Here is a 25,857-nt window from a genome sequence, read left to right as displayed (position 1 = left end):
GCGGCCCCCAGACCCCCGCTGTCGGCCCCGAAAGGGCCTCGTCCTCAAACGCCGGACGGGCTGGTGGGTGCGGGCAGATACGGTGCCGTCGACGGTAGGCCCAGGTCCGAGGGGAGCAGGGAGCCCAGCCAGCAGTCTCGGCGTACGCCCTGGTGGATCAGGGCGGAGCGGAGGGTGCCCTCCAGGGTGAAGCCGGTGCGGACCGCCACGGCGCGGGACGGGGTGTTGCCGACCTCCGCGCGCCATTCCACGCGGTCGATCGACAGGTGGACGAAGGCCCAGCGGGAGGCGGCGAGGACGGCCTCCGTGACGTAGCCGTTGCCGCGGTGTTCTTTCGTGCCCCAGAAACCGATCTCGGCGCTGCTCATGGAACGCATCGTGAGGCCGAGCATGCCCACCAGTTCCTCCCCTTCGGGGAGGAAGAGGCCCCAGGTGAACATCGAACCGTTGGCCCAGCCGTCGGGGGCCAGCTGTTCCGTGAAGCTCTGGGCGTGTTCGTACAGATAGGGCGAGGGGATCGCCGTCCAGCGCTGGATGTCGGGGTCCTGGGCGGCCTCGTACACGGTATGGGTGTCCTTCGGGCCGACCGTGCGCATGAGGAGGCGGCCGGTGGAGAGCGTGACGGGTTCCATCGGCCGATTCTGCTCGGGGTGCCGTAGCAAGCGCCATCCCTTATGCGGTGTGTGAGCGCGCGAACGCATTTCGCACAATTCGTTGGCGGAACGCGGCACCATCCGCGACCCCCGGCCGTTGTCCCTTTGACGGAGATTTGAAGCAGCTGACGTTCGGCGTCCACGGCAGGCTCCCGACGCGGCGGGGTCCTCGCATACGATGGCCGTTGCTCAGTCAAGTCAAATGGAAACCGACCGTCCCAGGCCCGACCGGCAAGGAGACCAACCCCCGTGTCCGTCCTCTCGAAGATCATGCGTGCAGGCGAAGGCAAGATCCTGCGCAAGCTGCACCGCATCGCGGACCAGGTCAACTCCATCGAAGAGGACTTCGTCGACCTCTCCGACGCCGAGCTGAGGGCACTCACCGATGAGTACAAGCAGCGCTACGTAGACGGTGAGAGCCTGGACGACCTGTTGCCCGAGGCCTTCGCCACCGTCCGCGAGGCCGCCAAGCGCGTTCTCGGACAGCGTCACTACGACGTCCAGATCATGGGTGGCGCGGCCCTGCACCTCGGCTATGTGGCCGAGATGAAGACCGGTGAGGGCAAGACCCTCGTCGGCACGCTGCCCGCTTATCTGAACGCGCTGTCCGGCAAGGGCGTGCACCTGATCACGGTCAACGACTACCTGGCCGAGCGCGACTCCGAGATGATGGGTCGCGTCCACAAGTTCCTGGGCCTGAACGTCGGCTGCATCCTCGCCAACATGACGCCGGCCCAGCGTCGCGAGCAGTACGCGTGCGACATCACCTACGGCACGAACAACGAGTTCGGCTTCGACTACCTGCGCGACAACATGGCGTGGTCCCAGGACGAACTCGTCCAGCGCGGCCACAACTTCGCCATCGTCGACGAGGTCGACTCCATCCTCGTCGACGAGGCCCGTACGCCGCTGATCATCTCCGGCCCGGCCGACCAGGCCACCAAGTGGTACGGCGACTTCGCCAAGCTGGTCATCCGCCTGAAGAAGGGCGAGGCCGGCAACCCGCTCAAGGGCCTCGAGGAGACCGGCGACTACGACGTCGACGAGAAGAAGCGCACGGTCGCCATCCACGAGTCCGGTGTCGCCAAGGTCGAGGACTGGCTGGGCATCGACAACCTCTACGAGTCGGTGAACACACCTCTGGTGGGCTACCTGAACAACGCCATCAAGGCGAAGGAGCTCTTCAAGAAGGACAAGGACTACGTCGTCATCGACGGCGAGGTCATGATCGTCGACGAGCACACCGGCCGTATCCTCGCCGGCCGCCGCTACAACGAGGGCATGCACCAGGCGATCGAGGCGAAGGAAGGGGTGGACATCAAGGACGAGAACCAGACCCTCGCCACGATCACCCTGCAGAACTTCTTCCGCCTCTACAAGCGCTACGACCACAACGAGAAGGAACAGCCCGGCCTCTGCGGCATGACCGGTACGGCGATGACCGAGGCCGCCGAGTTCCACCAGATCTACAAGCTCGGCGTGGTCCCGATCCCGACGAACCGGCCGATGATCCGCAAGGACCAGTCGGACCTGATCTACCGCACCGAGGTCGCGAAGTTCGAGGCGGTCGTCGACGACATCGTCGAGAAGCACGAGAAGGGCCAGCCGATCCTCGTCGGTACGACGTCGGTCGAGAAGTCCGAGTACCTGTCGCAGCAGCTCTCCAAGCGCGGTGTGCAGCACGAGGTGCTGAACGCCAAGCAGCACGACCGTGAGGCGATCATCGTCGCCCAGGCCGGCCGCAAGGGCGCCGTCACCGTCGCCACCAACATGGCCGGTCGCGGCACGGACATCAAGCTCGGCGGCAACCCCGAGGACCTCGCCGAGGCCGAGCTGCGTCAGCGCGGTCTCGACCCCGAGGAGCACATCGAGGAGTGGGCCGCGGCCCTGCCCGCCGCCCTGGAGAAGGCCGCGCAGGCGGTCAAGGCCGAGTTCGAGGAGGTCAAGGACCTCGGCGGCCTCTACGTCCTCGGTACCGAGCGGCACGAGTCGCGCCGTATCGACAACCAGCTGCGCGGTCGTTCCGGCCGTCAGGGCGACCCGGGCGAGTCCCGCTTCTACCTGTCCCTCGGTGACGACCTGATGCGGCTCTTCAAGGCCCAGATGGTCGAGCGCGTGATGTCCATGGCGAACGTGCCGGATGATGTGCCGATCGAGAACAAGATGGTCACGCGCGCGATTGCGTCCGCCCAGTCGCAGGTCGAGCAGCAGAACTTCGAGACCCGTAAGAACGTCCTGAAGTACGACGAGGTCCTCAACCGCCAGCGCGAGGTCATCTACGGCGAGCGGCGCCGCGTCCTGGAGGGCGAGGACCTGCACGAGCAGGTGCAGCACTTCATGGACGACACCATCGACGCCTACGTCGGCGCGGAGACCGCCGAGGGCTTCCCGGAGGACTGGGACCTGGAGAGGCTGTGGGGCGCGTTCAAGCAGCTCTACCCGGTGAAGGTCACCGTCGACGAGCTGGAGGAGGCGGCCGGCGACCGGGCCGGACTGACCGCCGAGTTCCTCTCCGAGTCCATCAAGGACGACATCCACGAGCAGTACGCGTCGCGGGAGGCGCAGCTCGGCTCCGAGATCATGCGTGAGCTGGAGCGCCGGGTCGTGCTGTCGGTCCTGGACCGCAAGTGGCGCGAGCACCTCTACGAGATGGACTACCTCCAGGAGGGCATCGGCCTGCGCGCGATGGCGCAGAAGGACCCGCTGGTCGAGTACCAGCGCGAGGGCTTCGACATGTTCACCGCCATGATGGAGGGCATCAAGGAGGAGTCCGTCGGCTACCTGTTCAATCTGGAGGTCCAGGTCGAGCAGCAGGTCGAGGAGGTCCCGGTCGAGGACACCAAGCCGGTGGCCGACCTGGAGAAGAAGGACGCGGTGCCGGCGCAGGCGGGTGCCCGTCCCGAGATCCGCGCCAAGGGCCTCGAAGCTCCGCGCCGCCCGGACCGGCTGCACTACACCGCCCCGAAGGTCGACGGCGAGGGCGACATCGTCGAGGGCGACTTCGACAACGGCGACGAGCCGGTGCGCTCCGAGGCCGACGGCCTCACGCGCGCGGAGCGGCGCAAGCAGGCCCGCGGTGGGCGCCGCCGTAAGAAGTAGCGCCGGCGTGATCGCGGCGTCGTAGCGGCTGGAAGGGCCGGGTCTCCTCTGGGGGCCCGGCCCTTCGGCTTGCGTGCTTCCCTGCCGGGGTTCTGAGGGCCTCTGGGGCCTGCCAGAAGGCCCTGGTCCGCCCGGGCCCTCAGCGGGCCCGGGCGGACCGGCGGCGCTCGCGGGTCAGCCGAGGTCAGTCGTCGTCCGTACGTGGCCTGCGCGGGCCGCCCAGTTCCACCGCCGTGCAGCGCCAGCGCAGGTCGCCGCCCTGTTCCAGGCGGAACGCCATGGCGCGCAGCTGGTCGCCGGCGCCGATCCGGGCGAAGGCCTCGATGGCACCCGTGCGGGGTTCGAAGTAGCCGATGTCGCGGACGACGGGGCGGGCGCCTCGGGTGCGCAGGGGGCCGCGTTCCGCCAGCCGGGCGAGTTCGTCGTAGGCGCGGCCGGCGGTGTGGCGGAGCATCGAGTGGACGGGGCGTTGGCCGCTCAGGACGAGGACCAGGCGGTCGGCGAAGACGTCGGTGGGGCGGGGCTGGGGGACGGCGTGCCCGCAGAGGGGGGCTTCGTTCGCGGGCGGCACGGTCGCTCGCGGCTGGGTGGGAGCGGTGGGCGGGCGGGTGTCGGTGGGGCTGGTGCGGGCGTGGGGGCCCTGCGTGCTGGGTGAGCCGGGTGGGCGGCCGCCGGAAGGCGCCGTACGGGATGTGCCGCCGGTCGGTGTGCGGGGCGGGGCGCCGCCGGGGCGGCGGGTGTCGCGGCGGCTCGGCGGGCGGGTGCCGGGGCGTTGCTGGGTCCTGGTCATGACCTTGTTCATGGGGTCCCCGTTCGGTGGGTCCGGTGGATACCGGTCAGTAACTTCGAGGTTGGTGATCTTGTACGGCCTTCCGGGCCGCGGAAGCAAGGAAGCGGGGATCCCGATCCGGCGGGCGGAATCTTCACTTATCTGGGTGACGCGAACGTGCGGAAGGCCGTGGTGGCGGGCCGGTACCGGGTGAATCCGTGGATCGGGGTGGACGCCGGGCGAGGGGGTGAAGGGGACTCGAAAGGGGACGCCCGCACGTATCCTGAAGGCCCTCCGGAAGGGGCGGGGCCGCCCTCTCCTCTCCGGGTCCTTGTGGAGCCTCTCGAGTACGAAAGCGGTCAGTCATGCGCGTCTACGTCCCCCTGACGCTCCCCGGTCTCGCCGAGGCGTACAAGACGGGCGAACTGGGGGCCGGGCCGCTCGTCGCGTACGCCGTCACGCCCGCGTTGCGCGAGTGGTACCTCTCCGACGACATCGAGGAGTTGGAGTACGCGGCGCTGAACCGGGCCGCGCTCGCCTCGCTGCGGCTGCTGGCGGCGGACGGCGCCGCGGCACGGCGCCGGGTCGTGGTCGCCGTCGACGTGCCCGACGGGGCTGCTGTCGCCGACCCGGACCGGGGGCTGGACCCGGCGGCGCTGGGCGAGGTGCGGATCGCCAAGGGCGTGGCGCTGGCCAAGGCCGCCGCCGTGCACGTCGACTCGGGCGACGCGGAGGCGGATGTGGCGGCGGCCGCGGAGGCGCTGGCCGCGGCGGACGGCGGGGACGACGACGCGCAGTTCGTCGTGGACGGGGCCGAGGACCACGAGCTGCTCTGGTACGCCACCCAGGAGATCCCGAACCTGGTGGAGCCGACGGGCTGATCCCCGTGCCCGTGCCCGTGCCGATGTCCCCGCCTCGTTGACCTGCCGTTCTCTTGATTGTCAGTGGTGGCGGGTACGGTTTTTGGCATGGGGAAGCAGGTAGGGGCACACATCGTCTGGGACTGGAACGGGACCCTGTTCCACGACAACGACGCGATCATCGGGGCGACGAACGCGGCGTTCGGCGAGCTGGGACTCGACCCGATCACGATGGAGCAGTACCGGGCGCTGTACTGCGTGCCGGTGCCGAAGTTCTACGAGCGGTTGCTGGGGCGGCTGCCGACCGATGCCGAGTGGGAGGTCATGGACGAGACCTTCCACCGGTACTACACCGAGCACCGGGTGAGGTGCGGGCTCACCGAGGGTGTTTCGCAGCTGCTCGTGGAGTGGCGGTCGGCGGGGCGCAGTCAGTCGATCCTCAGCATGTACGGGCATGACGAACTCGTGCCGCTGGTGCGGGGGTTCGGGATCGAGGAGCACTTCATACGCGTCGACGGGCGGACCGGGCCGTCCGGGGGCAGCAAGGCCGAGCACATGGTGCGGCACATCGCGGCGCTCGTGAGCGTGGACCCCGCGCGCACGGTGGTGATCGGGGACGCGGCCGACGACGCGGTGGCGGCGCTGCATGTGGGGGCGCGGGCCGTGCTCTACACCGGGGGGTCGCACAGCCGGGCGAGCCTTGAGGAGGTGGGGGTGCCGGTGGTGGACACGTTGGGGGAGGCGGTCGCGGAGGCGGAGCGGTTGGCGGCTTAGGCGAGCGGCCCAGGGCTGGGTGCCGCCGGTGCCGGCGCCGGTGCCGGTGCCGGTGCCGGGCACGGTCCGATGGTGCCCGGCAGTGAAGTCGGCCTGGGTTTGCGACTGCGTCGACTGCGTCGGCTCCGGTTACGTCACCGGTGCCTTCGCCCTCAGTACCGTCAGGAACTCGCGCATCCAGCTGGAGTGGTCCGGCCAGGCGCGTGAGGAGACCAGGGTGCCGTCGACCACCGCCTCGGAGTCCTGGAAGGTGGCGCCGGCTGCCTGCATGTCGAGTTCCAGGGCGGGGTACGCCGTGACGCGGCGGCCGCGGAGGCTGTCGATCGCCGCGGTGAGCAGGGGGCCGTGGCAGATCTGGGCGACCGGCTTGTCGGAGTCGAAGAACGACTTGAGGATCTTGCGGAGTTCGGGGTCGTTGCGGAGGTACTCGGGGGCTCGGCCGCCGGGGATGACCACGGCGGCGTAGTCGCCGGGGTCCACTTCGGAGAAGGCGAGGTCGGCGGGCCAGGTGTAGCCGGGTTTCTCGGTGTAGGTGTCGAAGCCGGGCTCGAAGTCGTGGACGACGAACTGGAGCTGCTTGCGGGTGGGGGCGGCGATGTGGACGTCGTAGCCCTCTTCGCGGAGGCGCTGGTAGGGGTAGAGGACCTCCAGTGACTCTGCGGCGTCGCCGGTGACGATGAGGATTTTCGCTGTCATGTCGGGTGCGCTCCTCTTTTGGCCGGGGTGTGTTGCGACTCCGTCGGGGCTCAGGGGCAACGTGCCTCGGGGGCGGGGGTTTGCCAAGGGGGGCGGCGGCTTGGGGGGCGCCGGGAGGGGGGATTCCGTTGCTGGTGGTCGGTGGGTGCCCGGCGTTGCGGCTGAGGCAGGGTGGGTCGCGCGGCCCGGCGCTTACGGGGTGCCGCCTGCGCCCACCCGTGCCGCCCCAGCGGCACGACTGCCCGCAGGCTGGGGCTGGGTGGGTGACGTTGCCCCGGCCGTGGGTCTCCCGGAGGGTGCACAGCGGCCGTGGACCCGACGAGTCTGGGCGCGGTTGTTTTCGGACACGGCGCGTCTCCCGAGGGCGTGGTTCTGCCTCGGTTTCCTGTTCGTGCCCCGGGGGCGGCCCACATCCCAGCCTCCCCCTCCGTGTCCCGCCCCGCCAGTTACGCCCTGCGCGCCCCGTTTGCCCCTGTGCAGAACGTCAAAGTTCCACCCCCGGTTTTGTACACATACGGCTCATGACGGGCCCCCTGTAAGGAGCGATAGCCTTAGTGGCGTGATCAGCGCGATAGCTCGCGGGGGCAGTGTTGCCCCTGCCCAGCGCCCGGGCAGCACGGACGACATCCGTGGCCGGGCGGCGGTCGCTGGTCTTCGCGGGCGGGAGGGGGGCGTAAGGGCCCCCGGGACGTCATTCACACCCCGGGCCCGGACGTCGCAGAGAGCAGCGTCACACCCCGTGGGCAGCTCAAGATTGGCTCATATATCCCCGCTCATCTCACCTCGCGGCATAGCGTCGAAGCAGACCGGACACCCCGCGTCACGGCGTTACACCGGAGGGGAAGAGACCGTACTTCCTTCTACGTCACGCAACGGCGCGCGACAGGAGCCAGAGGACAATGCAGACCAAGCTGGACGAAGCCAAGGCCGAGCTGCTCGAGAGGGCCGCCCGGGTAGCTGAGAACAGCCCGGTCGGGGGGTACCTACCGACCGGGACGACGGACGAGAGCAGCCCCGGCACCCCGGACCACGACACCGTGCTCTCGTTCCTCCAGCGCTACTACCTGCACACCGCCCCGGAGGACCTGGGCGACCGCGATCCGGTCGACATCTTCGGAGCCGCCTTCTCGCACTACCGGCTGGCCGAGAACCGCCCCCAGGGCACGGCCAACGTGCGGGTGCACACGCCCACCGTGGAGGAGAACGGCTGGACGTGCAGCCACTCCGTCGTCGAGGTCGTCACCGACGACATGCCCTTCCTGGTCGACTCCGTCACCAACGAGCTGACCCGGCAGGGACGCGGCATCCATGTGGTGATCCACCCCCAGGTCTTCGTCCGGCGTGATGTCACCGGCAAGCTCATCGAGGTGCTCACCGCGGCGCCCGCGGACGAGCAGCCGCACGACACGCACACCGAGTCCTGGATCCACGTCGAGTTCGACCGGGAGACCGACCGCGGTGACCTGAAGCAGATCACCGCAGACCTGCTGCGCGTCCTGTCCGACGTCCGAGAGGCCGTCGAGGACTGGAGCAAGATGCGGGACCTGGCCGTGCGCATGGCCGACGAGCTGGTCCAGGAGCCCCATTCCGACCTGCGGGAGCAGGAGTTCGAGGAGGCCCGCGAGCTGCTGCGCTGGCTGGCGGACGACCACTTCACCTTCCTGGGCTACCGCGAGTACGAGCTGCGCGGGGACGACTCGCTGGCCGCCGTGCCGGGCACCGGGCTCGGCATCCTGCGCGCCGACCCGCACCACTCCGAGGGCGACAGCCACCCCGTCAGCCCCTCCTTCGAGCGGCTGCCCGCCGACGCCCGCGCCAAGGCCCGCGAGCACAAGCTGCTCGTCCTCACCAAGGCCAACAGCCGGGCGACCGTGCACCGGCCCTCGTATCTCGACTACGTCGGCGTGAAGAAGTTCGACGAGAACGGCGAGGTCGTCGGCGAGCGCCGCTACCTGGGGCTGTTCTCCTCGGCCGCCTACACCGAGTCCGTCCGCCGGGTGCCCGTCATCCGGCGCAAGGTGGACGAGGTGCTGGAGGCCGCCGGGTTCTCGCCCAACAGTCACGACGGCCGCGACCTGCTCCAGATCCTGGAGACCTACCCGCGCGACGAGCTCTTCCAGACGCCGGTCGACGAGCTCCAGCACATCGCCACCTCCGTGCTCTACCTGCAGGAACGCCGCCGACTGCGCCTCTATCTCCGCCAGGACGAGTACGGCCGCTACTACTCGGCCCTCGTCTACCTCCCGCGCGACCGCTACACCACCGGCGTCCGGCTGCGGATCATCGACATCCTGAAGGAAGAGCTCGACGGCACCAGCGTCGACTTCACCGCCTGGAACACCGAGTCGATCCTCTCCCGGCTGCACTTCGTCGTCCGGGTCCCGCAGGGCACCGAGCTGCCGCAGCTCAGCGACCAGGACAAGGAGCGCATCGAGGCGCGCCTCGTCGAGGCCGCCCGCTCCTGGGCCGACGGCTTCGCTGACGCGCTGAACGCCGAACTCGGCGAGGAGCGCGCCGCCGAGCTGCTGCGCCGCTACTCGGGCGCCTTCCCCGAGGGCTACAAGGCCGACCACACCCCGCGCTCCGCGGTCTCCGACCTGGTCCACATCGAGCAGCTCACCGAGGAGAACAACTTCTCGCTGAGCCTGTACGAGCCGGTCGGCGCCTCCCCCGAGGAGCGCCGGTTCAAGATCTACCGCAAGGGCGCGGCCGTCTCCCTGTCCGCCGTCCTGCCGGTCCTCACCCGGCTCGGCGTCGAGGTCGTGGACGAGCGGCCGTACGAGCTGCGCTGCTCCGACCGCAGCGTCGCCTGGATCTACGACTTCGGTCTGCGCATGCCCAAGACGGCGGGCGGCGCCGGGGACTACCTCGGTGACGACGCGCGCGAGCGGTTCTCGGAGGCCTTCGCCGCGACCTGGACCGGCAAGGCGGAGAACGACGGCTTCAACGCCCTCGTGCTGAGCGCCGGGCTGACCTGGCGGCAGGCGATGGTGCTGCGGGCGTACGCGAAGTACCTGCGCCAGGCCGGCTCCACCTTCTCGCAGGACTACATGGAGGACACCCTCCGCAACAACGTCCACACCACCCGCCTCCTCGTCTCCCTGTTCGAGGCGCGGATGTCGCCGGACCGCCAGTCCGCCGGCCGGGAGATCGTGGACGCGCTGCTCGAAGAGGTCGACGCGGCGCTCGACCAGGTCGCGAGCCTCGACGAGGACCGGATCCTGCGGTCCTTCCTCACCGTCATCAAGGCCACGCTGCGCACGAACTTCTTCCAGGAGGCGGCGGGCGGCAAGCACCACGACTACGTCTCCATGAAGTTCGACCCGCAGGCCATCCCCGATCTGCCCGCGCCGCGCCCGGCGTTCGAGATCTGGGTCTACTCGCCGCGCGTCGAGGGCGTCCACCTGCGCTTCGGCAAGGTCGCGCGAGGTGGTCTGCGCTGGTCCGACCGGCGTGAGGACTTCCGTACCGAGATCCTCGGCCTGGTCAAGGCGCAGATGGTGAAGAACACCGTCATCGTGCCGGTCGGCGCCAAGGGCGGCTTCGTCGCCAAGCAGCTGCCCGACCCGAGCGTGGACCGGGACGCGTGGCTCGCCGAGGGCGTGGCGTCGTACAAGACGTTCATCTCGGCGCTGCTCGACATCACCGACAACATGGTCGCCGGCGAGGTCGTGCCGCCGCAGGACGTCGTCCGGCACGACGAGGACGACACCTACCTCGTCGTCGCCGCCGACAAGGGCACCGCGACCTTCTCCGACATCGCCAACGGGGTCGCCGAGCAGTACAACTTCTGGCTCGGGGACGCCTTCGCCTCCGGCGGCTCGGCCGGCTACGACCACAAGGGCATGGGCATCACCGCCCGCGGCGCCTGGGAGTCCGTCAAGCGGCACTTCCGCGAGCTGGGCGTGGACACCCAGAGCGAGGACTTCACGGTCGTCGGCATCGGTGACATGTCCGGTGACGTCTTCGGCAACGGCATGCTGCTCAGCGAGCACATCCGCCTGGTCGCCGCCTTCGACCACCGGCACATCTTCATCGACCCGAAGCCCGACGCGGCCACCTCCTACGCCGAGCGCCGCCGCGTCTTCGAGCTGCCCCGCTCCAGCTGGGAGGACTACGACACCGAGCTGATCTCGACCGGTGGCGGTGTCTTCCCGCGCACTGCCAAGGCGATCCCGGTCAACGCGCACATCCGCGAGGCCCTCGGCATCGAGGGCAAGGTCGCCAAGATGACGCCGGCCGAGCTGATGAAGGCCATCCTCAAGGCGCCGGTGGACCTCCTGTGGAACGGCGGCATCGGTACGTACGTCAAGGCGTCCACCGAGACCCACGCGGACGTCGGCGACAAGGCCAACGACGCCATCCGCGTCGACGGCGCCGACCTGCGCGTCCGGGTCGTCGGCGAGGGCGGCAACCTCGGTCTGACCCAGCTCGGCCGGATCGAGTTCGCGCTGCAGGGCGGCCGGATCAACACCGACGCCATCGACAACAGCGCGGGCGTGGACACCTCCGACCACGAGGTGAACATCAAGATCCTGCTGGGCGCCCTGGTCTCCGAGGGCGACATGACGGTCAAGCAGCGCAACAAGCTGCTCGCCGAGATGACCGACGAGGTCGGCCGTCTGGTCCTGCGCAACAACTACGCCCAGAACACGGCCATCGCCAACGCCCTGGCCCAGTCCAAGGACATGCTCCACGCCCAGCAGCGCTTCATGAAGCACCTGGTCAGGGAGGGGCACCTGGACCGTGCGCTGGAGTTCCTGCCCACCGACCGCCAGATCCGCGAACGCCTCGGCTCCGGCCACGGCCTGACCGGTCCGGAGACGGCCGTCCTGCTGGCGTACACGAAGATCACGGTCGCCGACGAGCTGCTGCACACCTCGCTGCCCGACGACCCGTACTTGAGCACCCTGCTGCACGCCTACTTCCCGACGGCGCTGCGCGAACAGTTCCCGGAGTACCTGGTCAGCCACCCGCTGCGCCGTGAGATCACCACGACCGTGCTGGTCAACGACACGGTCAACACGGGCGGTACGACGTATCTGCACCGGCTGCGCGAGGAGACCGGTGCCTCGCTGGAGGAGATCGTCCGGGCGCAGACCGTGGCCCGCGCGATCTTCCGCTCGGCGGTCGTGTGGGACGCGGTCGAGGCGCTCGACAACAAGGTCGACGCCGTCGTCCAGACCCGGATCCGGCTGCACTCGCGCCGCCTCGTCGAGCGCGGCACACGCTGGCTGCTCAACAACCGGCCGCAGCCGCTGGAACTCGCCGACACCGTCGACTTCTTCGCCGACCGCGTCGAGCAGGTCTGGTCGGAGCTGCCGAAGCTGCTCAAGGGCGCGGACCTGGAGTGGTACCAGCAGATCTACGACGAGCTGACCGGCGCCGGCGTCCCGGCCGAACTGGCCACCCGGGTGGCCGGCTTCTCCTCCGCCTTCCCGACGCTGGACATCGTCTCGGTGGCCGACCGCGTGGGCAAGGACCCGATGGACGTCGCCGAGGTCTACTACGACCTCGCCGACCGGCTGCGGATCACCCAGCTCATGGACCGCATCATCGAGCTGCCCCGCGCGGACCGCTGGCAGTCCATGGCCCGCGCCTCCATCCGCGAGGACCTCTACGCCGCCCACGCGGCCCTGACCTCGGACGTCCTGGCGGCCGGCAACGGCACCGCGACGCCCGAGCAGCGGTTCAAGGCGTGGGAGCAGAAGAACGCGGCGATCCTGGGGCGGGCGCGGACCACGCTTGAGGAGATCCAGGGGTCGGAGGCGTTCGACCTGGCCAACCTGTCGGTGGCGATGCGGACCATGCGGACGCTGCTGCGGTCGCACACGTAGGCGGTACGACGGGACGGTAGGCGGTGACGCCTTTCCGGCCGTACGGATATCAGGCGCCCCGGACTCTCGCAGTCCGGGGCGCTCGTACATTTCGGGCAAAACGGGAATTACAGTGCTCGCGTGAGTACGATCCGGGACGCGCTGCGCAGGACGACGGTCGTTCCGCAGATCGCTGCCGCGCTGGTCGTTCTGCTGCTTGTGCTGGTGATCGTCCGGCTGCCGTGGGCCGGTGACCTCGGGATGCACGCGGCGACCGTCGAACGTCTGCGGCACAGCCTGGTCGACCCCGGCAATCCGCTGGTCGACGCGGACACGCCGAGCCCGTACTACTCGCCTTGGATGCTCGTGCTCGGGTGCGTCGCGCGGGTGACGGGCTTCTCGGTCTTCGTCGTGCTGCGGATCGGGGCCGTGGTGGGGCTCGGGCTGCTCGTCAGCGGGGTGTGGCGGTACGTGCGGACGCTGAGCGCGCATCGGGCCGCGCCCGCGCTCGCCGTGCTGTGCCTGGTGTTTCTGTGGGGGACTTCGCTGTTCGCGTGGAGCGGGTTTCTCGGGCTGAACTCGCTGGCGTTGACCGTGTCGTATCCGAGTGTGTTCGCGCTGGGGCTGGCCTTTCACTTCTGGGCGTGGCTGGCGGGGGCGGTGCGGGGCGTGGCCGGGTGGGGGGTGTGGGTCGGGCTCGGGGCGCTGTGGGCGGTGATTCTGCTGTGCCATCAGTTCTCGGGGGTGGTGGCCACGTTGGGGGCGTTGGCCACGGTGGTCGCTGCGCGGGCGGGGCGGGGGGTGTGGCTGCGCCTGGCCGGGGGCTTGTTGGTGGGGGTGGGGGTGTTGTGGGGGTGGCCGTACTACGACTTCTTCGCGTTGTTCGGGGCCGGCGGGGAGTTGGAGGCGGTGCATCGGGGGCTGTACCGGGGGCTGGTGGGGCGGTACTGGCTGGTGTCGGTGGGGGTGGTGGCGTTGGGGGTGCGGTGGTGGCGGGACCGGTGGGATCCGCTGGTGCTGTTCTTCGTGCTGGGGGTGGGGGTGGTGGGGCTGGGTGGGGTGAGTGGGCACTACTCGTGGGGGCGGGCGTTGCCCGCGGTGGTGATTCCCGCGCAGGTCGCTGCCGCGGTGGTGGTGGTCGAGGTGCGGGGGTGGTGGCGGGGGGTGTGGGTGGGGGTGCTGGGTGGGGCGCTGGTTCTGGGGGCGTGGGCGCAGGTGGGGACGGTGGGGTACGTCGTTCCGCGGGGGGTGTTGCCGGGGGTGGTGGCGGGGAAGTACCGGGCGCCTTGGGTGGGGTACCACTGGGTCACGCCGTGGGTGAAGTACGGGGATGTGGTCATGGCGCGGAGGGGGGTGGCTCGGCAGATTCCGGCGTATGGGGCTTACACGGTGGCGCCTGGGTATCCCGACTTTTTCCTGCCGGATGAGGGGCGGCGGGTGGCGGATGTGCGGAGGTATTTCGCGGTGGGGACGGGGGAGGGGGTGCGGCGGGGGATTGTGCGGGCTTATGGGGTGCGGTGGGTGGTGGGGCGGGGGGTGGTGGGGCGTGGGTTGCGGGTGGTGGCTCGGGGGCCGGGTGGGGAGGTGCTGTATGAGGTGGTGCGGTGAGTTTTTCGCCCCCGCCGCCCCTACCCGTCCCATCCCTTGAAGGGGCTCCGCCCCTTCGACCCCGCTGTCGGCCCTTCGGGCCTCGTCCTCAAACGCCGGACGGGCTGAAAATGCGGCTCGTCCTCGGACGTCGGACGGGCTGGAAGCCTGCCTAGCGCAGCGCGCTTCTCAGCAAGCGGGCCGCTCGTCTCACCCTTGGGCGGGCCAGGCGGCGTACCAGTGGGCGGATCAGACTTGCCGTGATGCCTGTTGGTTGCCAGCGGATCTGGAGGCGGCCGGGGCCTCTGCCCTCCGGTTCGATGGTGACGCGGTGGGGGGCCGTGTTGGTGTGGTAGTTGATGCGGGTGGTGAGGGGTGGGAAGGAGAGGGGGGCCAGGAGGACGGCGGTGTGGGGCTGGCCCTGGTGTTCGATGCGGAGCAGGGGGTGGCGGACGCCGGCGAAGCCGTGGTGGGGGACGGGGGCCGTGGTCAGGTCCAGGTGGACGTGGCCCTCGTAGACGCCGGGGCGGGTCGGGGTGAGGCGGAAGGGGACCTTCAGGCGCTGTCGGCCGGGGGTGAGGAGGAGGGCGGCGCGGTGGGGGCCCACGGGGAGGCGTAGGCCGGGGTCGTAGGTGCGGATGGTGAGGTCGATCGAGGCGCCGGGACCTCGGGTGAGCTCGGTGATCTCGTGGCGGAACTGGGCGCTGCGGAAGGGGCGGGTGTCCAGCTCCAGGTCGGAGACGTCGAGTTCGCGGCGGGCCCAGGTGGAGGTGGGGAGGGCGGTGCCCCAGTACAGGCGGCCGTCCGCGTCCGGTGTCACGTGCCGGGGCGCCACCGCGCGGCCGAGGCCCCGGGCCGCCGACCGGGCCTCGTGGAAGCGGTGTTCGCGGATCAGCTGCAGGACCACGCGTTCCATGCGGGGCAGGCGGGCGTAGGCGGCGGGGGAGAGGGTCTCCAGGTAGGGGGCGGTGATGTCGGTGAAGGACGACATCCACTCCTCGTCGCGGTAGGGGAGGTCTCCGGCGTACATCCGGAAGTCGTGCTTGAGGAACTTGTAGTCCTTGTCCTCACGCAGCCCGGCGTGGCCGCTCTCGACGAGGAAGTCGTCGATGAGGCGCTGGACGTGGACGCGGTCGCGGACGTTGTCCAGTTTGTGGCGCTGGTTGGAGATCGAGGCCGCCTCGGTGGCCGCGTACGGCGCGATGTACCAGCGGTACACCGGCTCCGGGATGATCGTGAACTCCTTGGCCAGACAGTACGCCTGCGTCGAGAACAGCTGGTCCTCGTAGTGGATGCCCTCCGGGAAGCGGAGGTCGTAGCGGTCCAGGAAGGCGCGGGCGTACATCTTGCTCGTCGACAGGTGCTCGAAGAGCAGGCGGGGTTCGGACTCGATGCCGATCACGGTGCGGCGCTCCGCGACCAGGTGCGGCATCCACTTCGTACGGCGGCCGCTGTCCTCCCGGACCCGCACGACCGCCCCCATCGCGAAGTCGATCTCCCGCTCGCGGTGGGCCGCCAACAGCAACTCGACCGCGTTGTCCGGCAGTTCGTCGTCGCTGTCCAGGAACATCGCGTACGGTGCCCGGGCGATCTCCAGGGCCCGGTTGCGCGGGGCGCTGCAGCCGCCGCTGTTCCGCGGCAGGCGGAGGTGGCGGATACGGGGGTCCTGGGCCGCCAGGTCCGCGGCGACCTGCGGGGTCTCGTCCGTGGAGTGGTCGTCGCTGATGATGATCTCGATGTTGGCGTGGGTCTGACGGCGTACCGACTCCACGGCTCGGGGGAGGCGTGCGGCGTCGTTGTAGACGATGACCGTCACGGTGACGTCCGGGGGCGCGTCGGGGGTCATGCGGCCTCCTCCGGGGTCGGCGCCGGTGTGCGTTCCTCCAGCGGGGTGACCGGGGGCAGGGCGTCCTCGCTCTCGGCCAGGAACACCCGCCGTACGACCCGTTCGGCGGCGTGGCCGTCGTCGTACTCGCAGAAGCGGCGGCGGAAGGCGGCCCGCGCCTTCGCCGCGCCCTCGTCGCGCCAGGCCGTGGTGGTGAGGATCTCGGTGAGCTCGGGCTGGGTGCGGGCGACCTGGCCGGGCGGCTCGGCCGTCAGGTCGAAGTAGACGCCGCGGGTGGAGCGGTACGTCTCCCAGTCGTCGGCGTAGACGACGATCGGGCGGTCGAGGTTGGCGTAGTCGAACATGATGGACGAGTAGTCCGTGACCAGCGCGTCCGCTGCCAGGCACAGGTCCTCTACGGGGTCGTACGCCGAGACGTCGATGACCCGGCCGGTGCGGCGCAGGGCGGTCAGCGGGGACGGGGTGCCGCCGTAGAAGTAGTGGCCGCGGACCAGCAGGACCGTGTCCTCGCCGAGTTGGTCGGCGAGGGTGGCGAGGTCGAGGCGGGGGGTCCAGCCGGCCTCGTAGTCGCGGTGGGTGGGGGCGTAGAGGATCGCGCGGTGGGCCGGGGGGATGCCGAGGCGGGCGCGGATCGACCGGATGTCGGGCGCGGTGGCCGTGTAGTAGACGTCGTTGCGCGGATAGCCGTGGTCCAGGGAGACGAAGCGGGAGGGGTAGGCGCGCTCCCACATCCGGGTGGAGTGGCTGTTCGCCGAGACGCTGAAGTCCCACTTGTCGATCCGGGCGAGCAACGCCTCGAAGTCCAGCCCCTTCGCCGCCGCGGGGAACTCCATCTGGTCCACGCCCATGCGCTTGAGCGGGGTGCCGTGGTGGGTCTGGAGGTGGACGGCGTCCGGGCGTTTCACGATCGCGTTGGGGTAGTTGACGTTGTTGACCAGGTACTTGGCCGTGGCCAGCACCTCGCGGTAGCGGCGGGTGCCGGGGAGCACATGGTCGGTGTGGGGCGGCAGGAGCGGGGCGTTCTCGGGGGTCACCACCCACACCGGGTGGATCTGGGGGGCGAGTTCGGTGAGCTTGGCGGCGATGGCCGCCGGGTTGCAGGCGACTCCGCGGTTCCAGTACGCCGAGAAGACGGCCAGGTGGGGGTCGACCGGGCGGGACAGGGCCGTGCGGTAGTGGCGGTCGCCGAGGGCGGCGGCCACCTGGCGCCTACGGGTTCGTACGGCCGACTTCGCGGCGCGGCGGGCGCGGTTGGCGGCCTGGAAGGCGCGGTACCTGGTGTACGCGTTCTCTTCGAGCAGGGCTCGGCGGATGCCCTCCGGGCCGGCGGGGCGGCGGTACCCGGGCGGGCGCAGACGGACGGCGGCGTCGGCGGCGCGGCGGAAGAACTCCCTGGCCACGGGGTCCGGCAGGGGCGTACGGGCGAAGGTGCGCAGGCAGTCGCGGACCATGACGTCGTAGAGGACGGCGTGGCAGGGGGAGCGAGGGGTGGTTTCGGGGGTGGTCTCGGGGGTGGTTCGGGGGGGCGTCCTGGTGGTGGCCCGGGACGCGTCGGCACTGTTCCGGACGACGGCCAGGGCGATGGCCAGGAGCCTTTCGTAGCGGTCGACCAGGGCGTAATGCTTCTCGGGCGTGACCGGTGGCAGGCTCTCGGGGCGCAGCTCGTGGTGTTCGTACGCCACTTGGTTCAGGGCGGCGACGTGGTCGGCGAGGAGGAGTGCGGCGTAGGCGGCGTACGGCTCGTCCGGGGTGGTGAGTTGGGGTTCGTGCGCCTGCCAGAAGGAGGTGCGCAGCGCGCGGTTGCCCAGCAGGGGCGTGATGCGCAGGGCGCTGCGGGCGAGGTCGTCGATGCGGTGCGCGGCGCGACCCGCGCGGGCCAGCCGGGGGCCGTCCGGGGCGGGGAGGCCGGAGGTCTCCCAGGTGGAGCGGACGTGGTCGAAGAGGAGTACGTCCACCTCGTCCGGCAGTTCCGCGGCACGCTCGGCGACCAGGCGCGGGCCGCCGACGGGGAGTCCGTCCTTCGCGTGCACGAAGTGCAGCCAGCGCCCGGTGGCCCGGGCCGCCCCCGCCGACCGGGCCGTGGCGTCGTCCGTCCCGTCCGGCAGGGGCAGCACCAGCATCTCGGGGGCGTGGGCCCGGGCCGTCTCCTCGGCCCAGGGGCCGACCGCGGCCACGATCACCTCGACCTCGGGGTGGGGGTGGGCGGCCAGCGAGGCGAGGAGTCCGGTCAGCCGGTCCTGGGTGTTCGGTCCGTGGACGATGACGCTGAGCTCGGGCATCGCGGGGACTCCTTCACCTTCTCCATCGCGCCGGGCGCACCCTGTCGGCGTTCAACCCGATCTAGGACATAGTGACACTAATGGGATGAAAGGGTGACTCGCGGTTGCGCCGTACGGGGGAGGCTTCAGGAGGGAAGAGGGGCGGGCGCCGATTCTGTTGGGGCTGGGGCTGGGGCTGGGGCTGGGGCTGGGGCTTCAGGCTCGGCTTGGCCGCCGGCTTGTCGCTCTAGCGGCCCGTGAAGGCCTCGTACTCCTTCAGGACGTCGTTCGTCGGCCCGTCCATACGCAGCTCGCCGCGCTCCAGCCACAGGACGCGGTCGCAGGTGTCGCGGATCGACTTGTTGTTGTGGCTCACCAGGAACACCGTGCCCGCGTGCTTGCGCAGCTCGCGGATCCGGGCCTCGGAGCGCTTCTGGAACGAACGGTCGCCCGTCGCCAGCGCCTCGTCGATGAGCAGCACGTCGTGGTCCTTGGCCGCGGCGATGGAGAAGCGCAGCCGGGCCGCCATGCCGGAGGAGTACGTGCGCATGGGGAGGGTGATGAAGTCGCCCTTCTCGTTGATGCCGGAGAAGTCGACGATCTCCTGGTAGCGCTCCTTGACCTGCTCGCGGGACATGCCCATCGCGAGGCCGCCGAGGTGGACGTTGCGCTCGCCGGTGAGGTCGTTCATCAGGGCCGCGTTCACGCCGAGGAGGGAGGGCTGGCCGTCGGTGTAGATACGGCCGTTCTCGACCGGGAGCAGGCCCGCGACCGCCTTGAGCAGGGTCGACTTGCCGGAGCCGTTGGTGCCGATGAGGCCGATGGCCTCGCCCTTGTACGCCACGAAGGACACCTTCTTGACGGCGTGCACCTTGCGCACCCCGGCCGCCTTCTCGGTCTGCTTGCGGCGCAGGATGCGGTTGAGGGCGGCGGTGGCGGAGCCGCGGCCGGCGCCGGTGCCGTTGACGCGGTAGACGATGTCGACGCCGTCGGCGATGACGGTGGGGATGTTCTCGCTGGTGTTGTCAGCCACGGCCGTACGTCTCCTCAGCCTTCCAGAAGTAGATGAAGCCGCCGACCCCGGCGAGCAGGGCCCAGCCCGTCGCGATGGCCCACACGTGCGGCGGGAGCTGGTCGCCGCGGAAGCTGTCGATGAGCGCGAAGCGCATCAGGTCGATGTAGACGGCGGCCGGGTTGGCCTGGAGCGCCGACGTCACCCAGGACGGCGTGTCCGTGTGCTTGGCCATCATGTGGCTGATGCTGAACATCACGCCCGACGCGTACATCCACGTACGCAGCACGAACGGCATCAGCTGGGCGATGTCCGGCGTCTTCGCGCCCATCCGGGCCATGATCATCGCGACGCCGGCGTTGAAGACGGACTGAAGCACCAGCGCCGGGACCGTCAGCGCCCAGGAAGCGGTGATCGGCATGCCGAGGCAGAGCAGGATGACGACCAGGGCCACCATCGAGAACAGCAGCTGCTGGAGCTGTTGCATCGCGAAGGAGATGGGGAGTGCGGCGCGCGGGAAGTGCAGGGCGCGTACGAGGCCGAGGTTCCCGGAGATCGCGCGGGTGCCCGCCATGATCGAGCTCTGGGTGAACGTCCACACGAACACGCCCGTCACCAGGAACGGGATGTAGTCCGGCACACCGCGGCTGGTGCCCATCAGCTTGCCGAAGATGAAGTAGTACACCGCCGCGTTCAGCAACGGCGTCAGCACCTGCCAGACCTGTCCGAGCTTCGCCTGGCTGTACTGGGCCGTGAGCTTCGCGGTGGAGAACGCCCCGATGAAGTGACGGCGCGCCCACAGCTCGCGGACGTACTGGGGCAGGGAGGGGCGGGCGCCACTGACCGCCAGTCCGTGCCGGGCGGCGAGCGCCGCGAGGTCGGTCTCGGGGGGTGGGACCGGGGCCGTGGTGGGCGGTGTGTGGAGGGCCTGGCTCACATCCGCTGCTTTCGTTCGGGGGTGGGGGGTGAGGGGTGGGCTGCGACGTTCCGTTCCGTTCCGTTCTCTTCTCTTACGTGACTCTTCACGTTTCCTTACGTCGGGACGGGACCGTATCGTCGCAACGTGAGCGTAGGACGCGTTGGCGTCGGAACGCAACCGTTTCGTCGTGACGTGTGCGACGTTTTGCTCCCGGCCCCCGCGAGGCCGTTCGTGGGGACGGGACCGTATCGTCGCTACGCCCTATGCTGTCCGCATGACGACGAACGCCGGCCAGCCCTCGACGAGCCCGCGCCGCCGGACCCCCGCCGGGGCGGCCGTACTCCGCGAGGACGTGACGGAGGCCATCCGGGCGGCGGTCTTCGAGGAGCTGGCGGCCGTCGGCTATGCGCGGATGTCGATAGAGGGCATCGCGCGCCGCGCGGGTGTCGGCAAGACGGCGGTGTACCGGCGTTGGCGTTCCAAGCTGCACCTGGTGCTCGACGTGGTCTCGGCGGTCGCGGTCATGGGGCTGCCCACGCCGAACACGGGCTCGCTGGAGGGCGACCTGCGGATGCTGTACGAGGTGACCTCGCGTGCCCTGCGGCACCCCGTCGTCTCGCAGATCATCCCCGACCTGCAGGCGGAGGCGGCCCGCAACCCGGAGATCGCCGAGGCGCTGCAGAAGGCGCTGGAGCAGGGCCAGGAGGGGGTCGCCAGCAAGATCCTCGCCGGAGCGGAGCAGCGCGGCGAGGTGCGTGCGGGCCTCGACGCCGAGCTGGCCCTCGACCTGATCTCGGGCCCGTTGTACTGGCGGATGGTGGTGGCCCGCGGCCGGAAGCTGCCGAAGGGCTATCTGGACGCCTTGGCCAGGTCCACCACGCAGGCGCTCAAGGCGCTGTGACCCGTACGGCGACCGGAGTAGAGGCGGAACTGCCGTGAGAGTCGTGATCGCCGAGGACAACGCGCTGCTGCGCGAGGGCCTCGTCCTCCTCCTGACGTCGGCCGGACACGAGGTCGTGGCCGTCGCCGGCACCGGCCCCGAGATCCTGCCGGCGCTCCTCGAACACCGCCCGGACGCCGCCGTGCTCGACGTACGGATGCCGCCGAGCTTCCGCGACGAGGGCCTGCGCGCCGCCCTCGCCGCCCGCAAGGAGCTGCCGGACCTGCCGGTCCTGGTCCTTTCCCAGTACGTCGAGGAGTCCTACGCCGCCGAACTGCTCGCCGGCGGCGCGAGCGGCCTCGGCTATCTGCTGAAGGACCGGGTCGGCCGGGTCGACGAGTTCCTCGACGCCCTGGAACGGGTCGCCGCCGGCGGCACCGCCCTGGACCCCGAGGTCGTCACCGAACTGCTGACCCGCCGCCGCGACTCCCCCCTCGACTCCCTCACCCCACGCGAACGCGAGGTCCTGTCCCTGATGGCCGAGGGCCACGACAACGCGACCATCGCCAAGACCCTCGTCGTGACGGAACGCGCGGTCCACAAGCACATCGGAAACGTCTTCCTCAAGCTGGGCCTGCCCCCGAGCGACAGCGGCCATCGGAGGGTACTGGCCGTGCTGACGTACCTGAAGAACTCCTAGCCGGCGCTCAGCCGCCGCGCCGGCTCGCCCGGCGAGGGATCCGGATCAGTCACGCGCCGCCTCCGGATGCAGGCGGATCCAGCCGTCCCAGGCCGACGTGATCATGTCCTGGACGTCGTGTTTGGCCTTCCAGTCCAGTTCGGTGGCGATGCGGTCGGCGGAGGCGACGACGCGGGCCGGGTCGCCGGGGCGGCGGGGGGTGACGGTCGGGGGGTGGGCGTGGCCGGTGACGGCGTTGATGAGGTCGATCATCTCGCGGACGGAGACGCCCTCGCCGCGGCCGATGTTGAGGGTGAGGGTGTGGCCGGGGGAGGAGCGCAGGGCGCGGGCCGCGGCCACGTGGGCCTCGGCGAGGTCGACGACGTGGATGTAGTCGCGGATGCAGGTGCCGTCGGGGGTCGGGTAGTCGTCGCCGAAGATGCGCGGGGGCGCGTTCTCGGTGAGCCTCTCGAAGACCATCGGGATGAGGTTGTAGACGCCGGTGTCGGCGAGTTCGGGGGTGGCCGCGCCCGCGACGTTGAAGTAGCGGAGGGACGCCGTGGACAGGCCCGTCGCGCGGCCCGTCGCCCGGACCAGCCACTCGCCCGCCAGCTTGGTCTCGCCGTACGGCGACATCGGCACGCACGGCGTCTCCTCCGTCACCAGGTCGACGTCCGGCATGCCGTACACCGCCGCCGAGGAGGAGAAGACGAAGGACGGCACGTCCGCCGCCGTGACGGCCTCCAGCAGGACGCGCAGGCCCTCGACGTTCTCCCGGTAGTAGTGCAGCGGGAGGTCGACCGACTCGCCGACCTGCTTCTTCGCCGCCAGGTGGACCACGCCGGTCACGCCGTGGTCCGCGAGGGCACGGGCGACGCGCTCGCCGTCCAGGGTGGAGCCCACGACCAGCGGGACGCCGTCCGGCACGCGGTCGGCGATGCCGGTGGACAGGTCGTCGTACACCACGGCGTGCTCGCCCGCCTCGGTCATCGCCCGTACGACGTGCGCCCCGATGTAGCCGGCGCCGCCGGTGATCAGCCAGGTCATGTGCGGCCGTCCCCTCGTGACAAGTGAAGTCAGTGACAGTGAAGCAGGCGGCGGAGTCTGCCGCGCAGAACCGACAGCACCCCCCGTGAGCCGTGGGCGACGCGCAGTGCCAGCGCCCCCGAGTGGGTGGCGTACGGCTGGACGAGGACGACCGCGTGCCCGGCGCCGATCGCGGCTCGTCGGCGCAGCAGACCGGCGCCCGTCACCGCGTGCGCCGTGACCTCGCGGTACGCGCCGCCCCGGAAGCGCACGCGCAGCCGGAGATCCCACGTGCCCGCCCGGAACGCCGCCCAGTACACCGTCACCTCCGCCGACCGGACACCTTCCTCGTCAGCGGGGCACGACCCGAGCGGCACCCTCGTACGCGCCCCCGCCTCGACCCCCGTCTCCCGGCACCGCCACTCCACCTCCAGCGCCTCCGGCCCCGCCTGCGCCACCCTGCCGTACAGCTCGTGCAGGCGCAGCCGCAGCAGGGCGGTACGCGCGCGTGGGCGCAGTTCCGCGTCGACGGCGAGCGGGAGGACGTGGACGGGGCGGGTCAGCAGCGGCTCCAGGGTGACCTCGGGCAGGTCGGCCGACCAGACGGGAGTGCCGTCGGGCGAGCGGGCGTACGGCGGGAGGAGGCGGGCCGGGCGGGAGGCCAGGTCCCGCAGGCGGGGGAGGTCGCGGGGCTCGGGGGAGGCCAGGACAACCCGGCCGATGAGGCGGCCGGGCGCCGTGGGGTTGTGGGCCCAGTCGGACGTGTCGTACTCCGCGAGACACGCCCGCGTGTGCGCCCACCACGCGCGCCGGTACCGCTCGTGGCGCAACCCCAGCTCACGGGCGTATATCCGCAGCTCGTGGTCGAGGAACTTGGCGCGTGCCGCCCGCGCCAGCTCCTTCTGTCCGGCGCCCAGCAGGATCTCGTACGCCAGCCGGCACGCCTCCGTGCGCGCCCGCCAGTTGGCGATGTCGGCGCGGTCCAGGGAGATCGACAGCCGGTCGGCCGAGCGGCGCACGTGCCAGACGTACACCCGGTCCGGGACGAGGGCCATGCGCGGCCGGGCGGCGAGCACGCGCGCGGTGAAGACGAAGTCCTCGTAGGGGAAGCGGCCTTCGGGGAAGCGGATGCCGTTCTCGCGCAGGAAGTCGGTGCGGTAGAGCTTGTTCACGCAGAGGGTGTCGTGGACCAGGCGCGGGCGCTGAGCGGGGTGTTCGAGGACGGCGTGCGTGGCGTACAGGGGCGCCTGCCAGGGCACTTCGCGCCGTCCGGGCAGCTCCCGCCGCACGCACAGCCCGCCCGCCACCTCCGCGTCCGCCCCCGTCGCCGCCGCGAGCAGCGCGTCCACCGCGCCCGGCGGCAGTACGTCGTCGCTGTCGAGGAACATCACGTACGGCGAGGTCACCCGGTCGAGCCCGGTGTTGCGCGGGCTGCCGCAACCGCCGCTGTTGACCCGGCGCCGGACCACCTTCAGGCGTGGATCGGTCGCGGCGAGGCGGTCGAGCAGGCCCACGCTGTCGTCCGTCGAGCAGTCGTCCACGGCGACGACCTCACGGACTGCGGGCCCCTGCGCCAGTGCCGAGCGGACGGCGGTCGTCACATGCGCGGAGTCGTTGTAGCCGATGACGATGACGCCGACCTGGGGGGCGCGCGCGAGGCGGGGGGCGTGAGCGTGCATAGAGGCCACGTTCCGGAATCGTAGGAATAATGCGCAATCGCCCGTTAGGGGGGACTTGGGGCGCGTTCCGGAAGACGTCGGGAGGTGAAGGCGGGTTCACTCGCGTGCGGCGGCGTTTCGGAGACGGCGGCCTCATCGGCCCTCAGGGCGTCACCGCCCCTGCGGCCTCACCGCTCCCACGGCACGGCCTCACCGCTCCCACGGCACGGCCTCACTGCCCTACGGCCGCGAACCCCGGCAGGCTACGCGCCGCGCCCCGCTGCCGCCGCCTCCGCGGCCGCCTCCTCCGCCGCGGCGGCGTCCAGCGCCTCGGTGAGCTGGTCCAGCCGTGCCCGCAGCGCGCGGATCTCGTCCACGTCGAAGCCCGTCGCGGTGGCGATCCGGCGCGGCACCTGAAGCGCCCGTTCGCGCAGCGCCGTGCCCTCCTCGGTCAGCCGCACCTCCACCGAGCGCTCGTCGCGGGCGCTGCGCTCCCGGCGTACCAGGCCCGCCGCCTCCAGCCGCTTGAGCAGTGGCGACAGGGTGCCGGAGTCGAGGCGCAGGTGTTCGCCCAGCTTCTTCACGGGCAGGTCGCCGTGCTCCCAGAGCACCAGCATCACCAGGTACTGCGGATAGGTGAGCCCGAGGTCCTTCAGGACCACGCGGTAGACGCCGCCGAAGGCGCGGGACGCGGCGTTCAGGGAGAAGCAGATCTGCTGGTCGAGGCGGAGCCAGTCGGCCGCGGGCGTGGTCGTCATGGTTCCAGGGTAACTCGTGCCCATCATTTAGTTGTGCCCAATTGAATTGTGTGCTCTACTTGTGGTCGTGCGGCGGCCGAAGACCGAGCCGCCGACCGTGACTCGACTCGAGAGGGATGGTTTCCCATGGACGCGCTCTACACCGCTGTCGCCACCGCCACCCACGGCCGCGAGGGCCGCGCCGTCACCAACGACGGCAAGATCGACCTCGCGCTCGCCATGCCGGTGGAGCTCGGCGGCAACGGGCAGGGCACCAACCCGGAGCAGCTCTTCGCCGCCGGGTACGCCGCCTGCTTCGGCAGCGCCCTCGGCCTCGTCGGCCGCGCGGCCAAGGTCGACGTCTCCGACGCCGCCGTCACCGCCGAGGTCGGCATAGGCAAGCAGGGCGAGGGCTTCGGCCTGAAGGTGACGCTGCGCGTCGAGCTGCCCGACGCCCTGGACGAGGCGACCGGCCGCAAGCTGGTCGAGCAGGCCCACCAGGTCTGCCCCTACTCCAACGCCACCCGCGGCAACATCGACGTCGACCTCGTCATCGAGTAACCGTCATCGAGTAACCCCACCCCGGAC

General features: G+C 70.7%; 18 protein-coding genes. 8 read left to right on the top strand and 10 right to left on the bottom strand.

Annotation, left to right across the window (positions count from 1 at the left end):
* Window positions 1-44: 44 nt before the first annotated feature.
* Window positions 45-632 carry a GNAT family N-acetyltransferase gene (locus AQJ67_RS23535; protein WP_062721033.1) on the bottom strand — a complete coding sequence of 196 codons (588 nt, stop codon included), beginning with the start codon at window positions 630-632 and terminating at the stop codon, window positions 45-47.
* A 270-nt stretch (window positions 633-902) separates the two neighbouring features.
* Here AQJ67_RS23535 and secA point away from each other — a divergent pair, with 270 nt between their 5' ends.
* Window positions 903-3,752, top strand: a complete 2,850-nt coding sequence (gene secA, locus AQJ67_RS23530; protein WP_062721032.1) for a preprotein translocase subunit SecA — start codon at window positions 903-905, stop codon at window positions 3,750-3,752.
* Window positions 3,753-3,936: 184 nt separating this feature from the next.
* On the opposite strand, the gene AQJ67_RS23525 is transcribed toward secA, so the two are convergent.
* The gene (locus tag AQJ67_RS23525; protein WP_062721031.1) at window positions 3,937-4,554 is read right to left on the bottom strand and encodes an Rv3235 family protein; all 618 of its coding nucleotides are present in this window, start codon (window positions 4,552-4,554) and stop codon (window positions 3,937-3,939) included.
* Window positions 4,555-4,886: 332 nt separating this feature from the next.
* On the opposite strand from AQJ67_RS23525, the gene AQJ67_RS23520 reads away from it, so the two are divergent.
* Both AQJ67_RS23520 and AQJ67_RS23515 read left to right on the top strand, forming a co-directional pair.
* Window positions 4,887-5,402: a DUF6912 family protein gene (locus tag AQJ67_RS23520; protein WP_062721030.1), complete on the top strand. Its 516-nt coding sequence runs from the start codon at window positions 4,887-4,889 to the stop codon at window positions 5,400-5,402.
* 87 nt (window positions 5,403-5,489) lie between these two features.
* Entirely contained in the window at window positions 5,490-6,155 is a 666-nt protein-coding gene (locus AQJ67_RS23515; protein WP_062721083.1) for an HAD family hydrolase, read from the top strand.
* A 129-nt stretch (window positions 6,156-6,284) separates the two neighbouring features.
* On the opposite strand, the gene AQJ67_RS23510 is transcribed toward AQJ67_RS23515, so the two are convergent.
* Window positions 6,285-6,851 (bottom strand): DJ-1/PfpI family protein, encoded by a 567-nt coding sequence (locus tag AQJ67_RS23510; protein WP_062721029.1) that lies wholly within the window; start codon window positions 6,849-6,851, stop codon window positions 6,285-6,287.
* A gap of 899 nt (window positions 6,852-7,750) precedes the next feature.
* Between AQJ67_RS23510 and AQJ67_RS23505 the strand changes: the two genes are divergently transcribed.
* On the top strand, window positions 7,751-12,688 hold the full coding sequence (locus AQJ67_RS23505; protein ID WP_062721028.1) for an NAD-glutamate dehydrogenase: 4,938 nt from the start codon (window positions 7,751-7,753) through the stop codon (window positions 12,686-12,688).
* A 120-nt stretch (window positions 12,689-12,808) separates the two neighbouring features.
* Complete coding sequence (locus tag AQJ67_RS23500) at window positions 12,809-14,275, top strand: hypothetical protein (RefSeq protein ID WP_079056109.1); 1,467 nt, start codon at window positions 12,809-12,811, stop codon at window positions 14,273-14,275.
* A gap of 151 nt (window positions 14,276-14,426) precedes the next feature.
* On the opposite strand, the gene AQJ67_RS23495 is transcribed toward AQJ67_RS23500, so the two are convergent.
* From AQJ67_RS23495 to AQJ67_RS23480, 4 genes are all read right to left on the bottom strand, one after another.
* A complete protein-coding gene (locus AQJ67_RS23495) occupies window positions 14,427-16,100 on the bottom strand; it encodes a glycosyltransferase family 2 protein (RefSeq protein WP_062721027.1) in 1,674 nt (557 codons plus the stop codon).
* Window positions 16,097-18,379, bottom strand: a complete 2,283-nt coding sequence (locus AQJ67_RS23490; protein ID WP_062721026.1) for a CDP-glycerol:glycerophosphate glycerophosphotransferase — start codon at window positions 18,377-18,379, stop codon at window positions 16,097-16,099. Before AQJ67_RS23490 ends, AQJ67_RS23495 begins: the two co-directional genes overlap by 4 nt.
* A gap of 226 nt (window positions 18,380-18,605) precedes the next feature.
* The gene (locus AQJ67_RS23485) at window positions 18,606-19,391 is read right to left on the bottom strand and encodes an ABC transporter ATP-binding protein (RefSeq protein ID WP_062721025.1); all 786 of its coding nucleotides are present in this window, start codon (window positions 19,389-19,391) and stop codon (window positions 18,606-18,608) included.
* Window positions 19,384-20,307 carry an ABC transporter permease gene (locus tag AQJ67_RS23480; RefSeq protein WP_062721024.1) on the bottom strand — a complete coding sequence of 308 codons (924 nt, stop codon included), beginning with the start codon at window positions 20,305-20,307 and terminating at the stop codon, window positions 19,384-19,386. The genes AQJ67_RS23485 and AQJ67_RS23480 overlap by 8 nt, the downstream gene beginning before the upstream one ends.
* 256 nt (window positions 20,308-20,563) lie before the next feature.
* Here AQJ67_RS23480 and AQJ67_RS23475 point away from each other — a divergent pair, with 256 nt between their 5' ends.
* Together AQJ67_RS23475 and AQJ67_RS23470 are read left to right on the top strand one after the other, a co-directional pair.
* Complete coding sequence (locus AQJ67_RS23475) at window positions 20,564-21,190, top strand: TetR/AcrR family transcriptional regulator (RefSeq protein ID WP_062721023.1); 627 nt, start codon at window positions 20,564-20,566, stop codon at window positions 21,188-21,190.
* 34 nt (window positions 21,191-21,224) lie between these two features.
* Entirely contained in the window at window positions 21,225-21,869 is a 645-nt protein-coding gene (locus tag AQJ67_RS23470) for a response regulator (RefSeq protein WP_062721022.1), read from the top strand.
* Between the two features lie 45 nt (window positions 21,870-21,914).
* Here AQJ67_RS23470 and galE read toward each other — a convergent pair whose 3' ends face one another.
* The 3 genes from galE to AQJ67_RS23455 all read right to left on the bottom strand — a co-directional run bounded on the left by galE (window position 21,915) and on the right by AQJ67_RS23455 (window position 25,290).
* Window positions 21,915-22,895: a UDP-glucose 4-epimerase GalE gene (gene galE, locus AQJ67_RS23465; protein ID WP_062721021.1), complete on the bottom strand. Its 981-nt coding sequence runs from the start codon at window positions 22,893-22,895 to the stop codon at window positions 21,915-21,917.
* 29 nt (window positions 22,896-22,924) lie between these two features.
* Window positions 22,925-24,553 (bottom strand): glycosyltransferase family 2 protein, encoded by a 1,629-nt coding sequence (locus tag AQJ67_RS23460; RefSeq protein WP_062721020.1) that lies wholly within the window; start codon window positions 24,551-24,553, stop codon window positions 22,925-22,927.
* 242 nt (window positions 24,554-24,795) lie between these two features.
* On the bottom strand, window positions 24,796-25,290 hold the full coding sequence (locus tag AQJ67_RS23455; RefSeq protein WP_062721019.1) for a MarR family winged helix-turn-helix transcriptional regulator: 495 nt from the start codon (window positions 25,288-25,290) through the stop codon (window positions 24,796-24,798).
* Window positions 25,291-25,416: 126 nt separating this feature from the next.
* Here AQJ67_RS23455 and AQJ67_RS23450 point away from each other — a divergent pair, with 126 nt between their 5' ends.
* Window positions 25,417-25,830, top strand: a complete 414-nt coding sequence (locus tag AQJ67_RS23450) for an organic hydroperoxide resistance protein (protein ID WP_062721018.1) — start codon at window positions 25,417-25,419, stop codon at window positions 25,828-25,830.
* Window positions 25,831-25,857 lie beyond the last annotated feature (27 nt).

Origin of the sequence: Streptomyces caeruleatus (assembly GCF_001514235.1) — a bacterium.
Classification (GTDB): Bacteria; Actinomycetota; Actinomycetes; order Streptomycetales; family Streptomycetaceae; genus Streptomyces; species Streptomyces caeruleatus.
The sequence above is the reverse complement of the archived record's forward strand: the minus strand, read 5'-3'. Positions and strand labels throughout refer to the sequence as shown.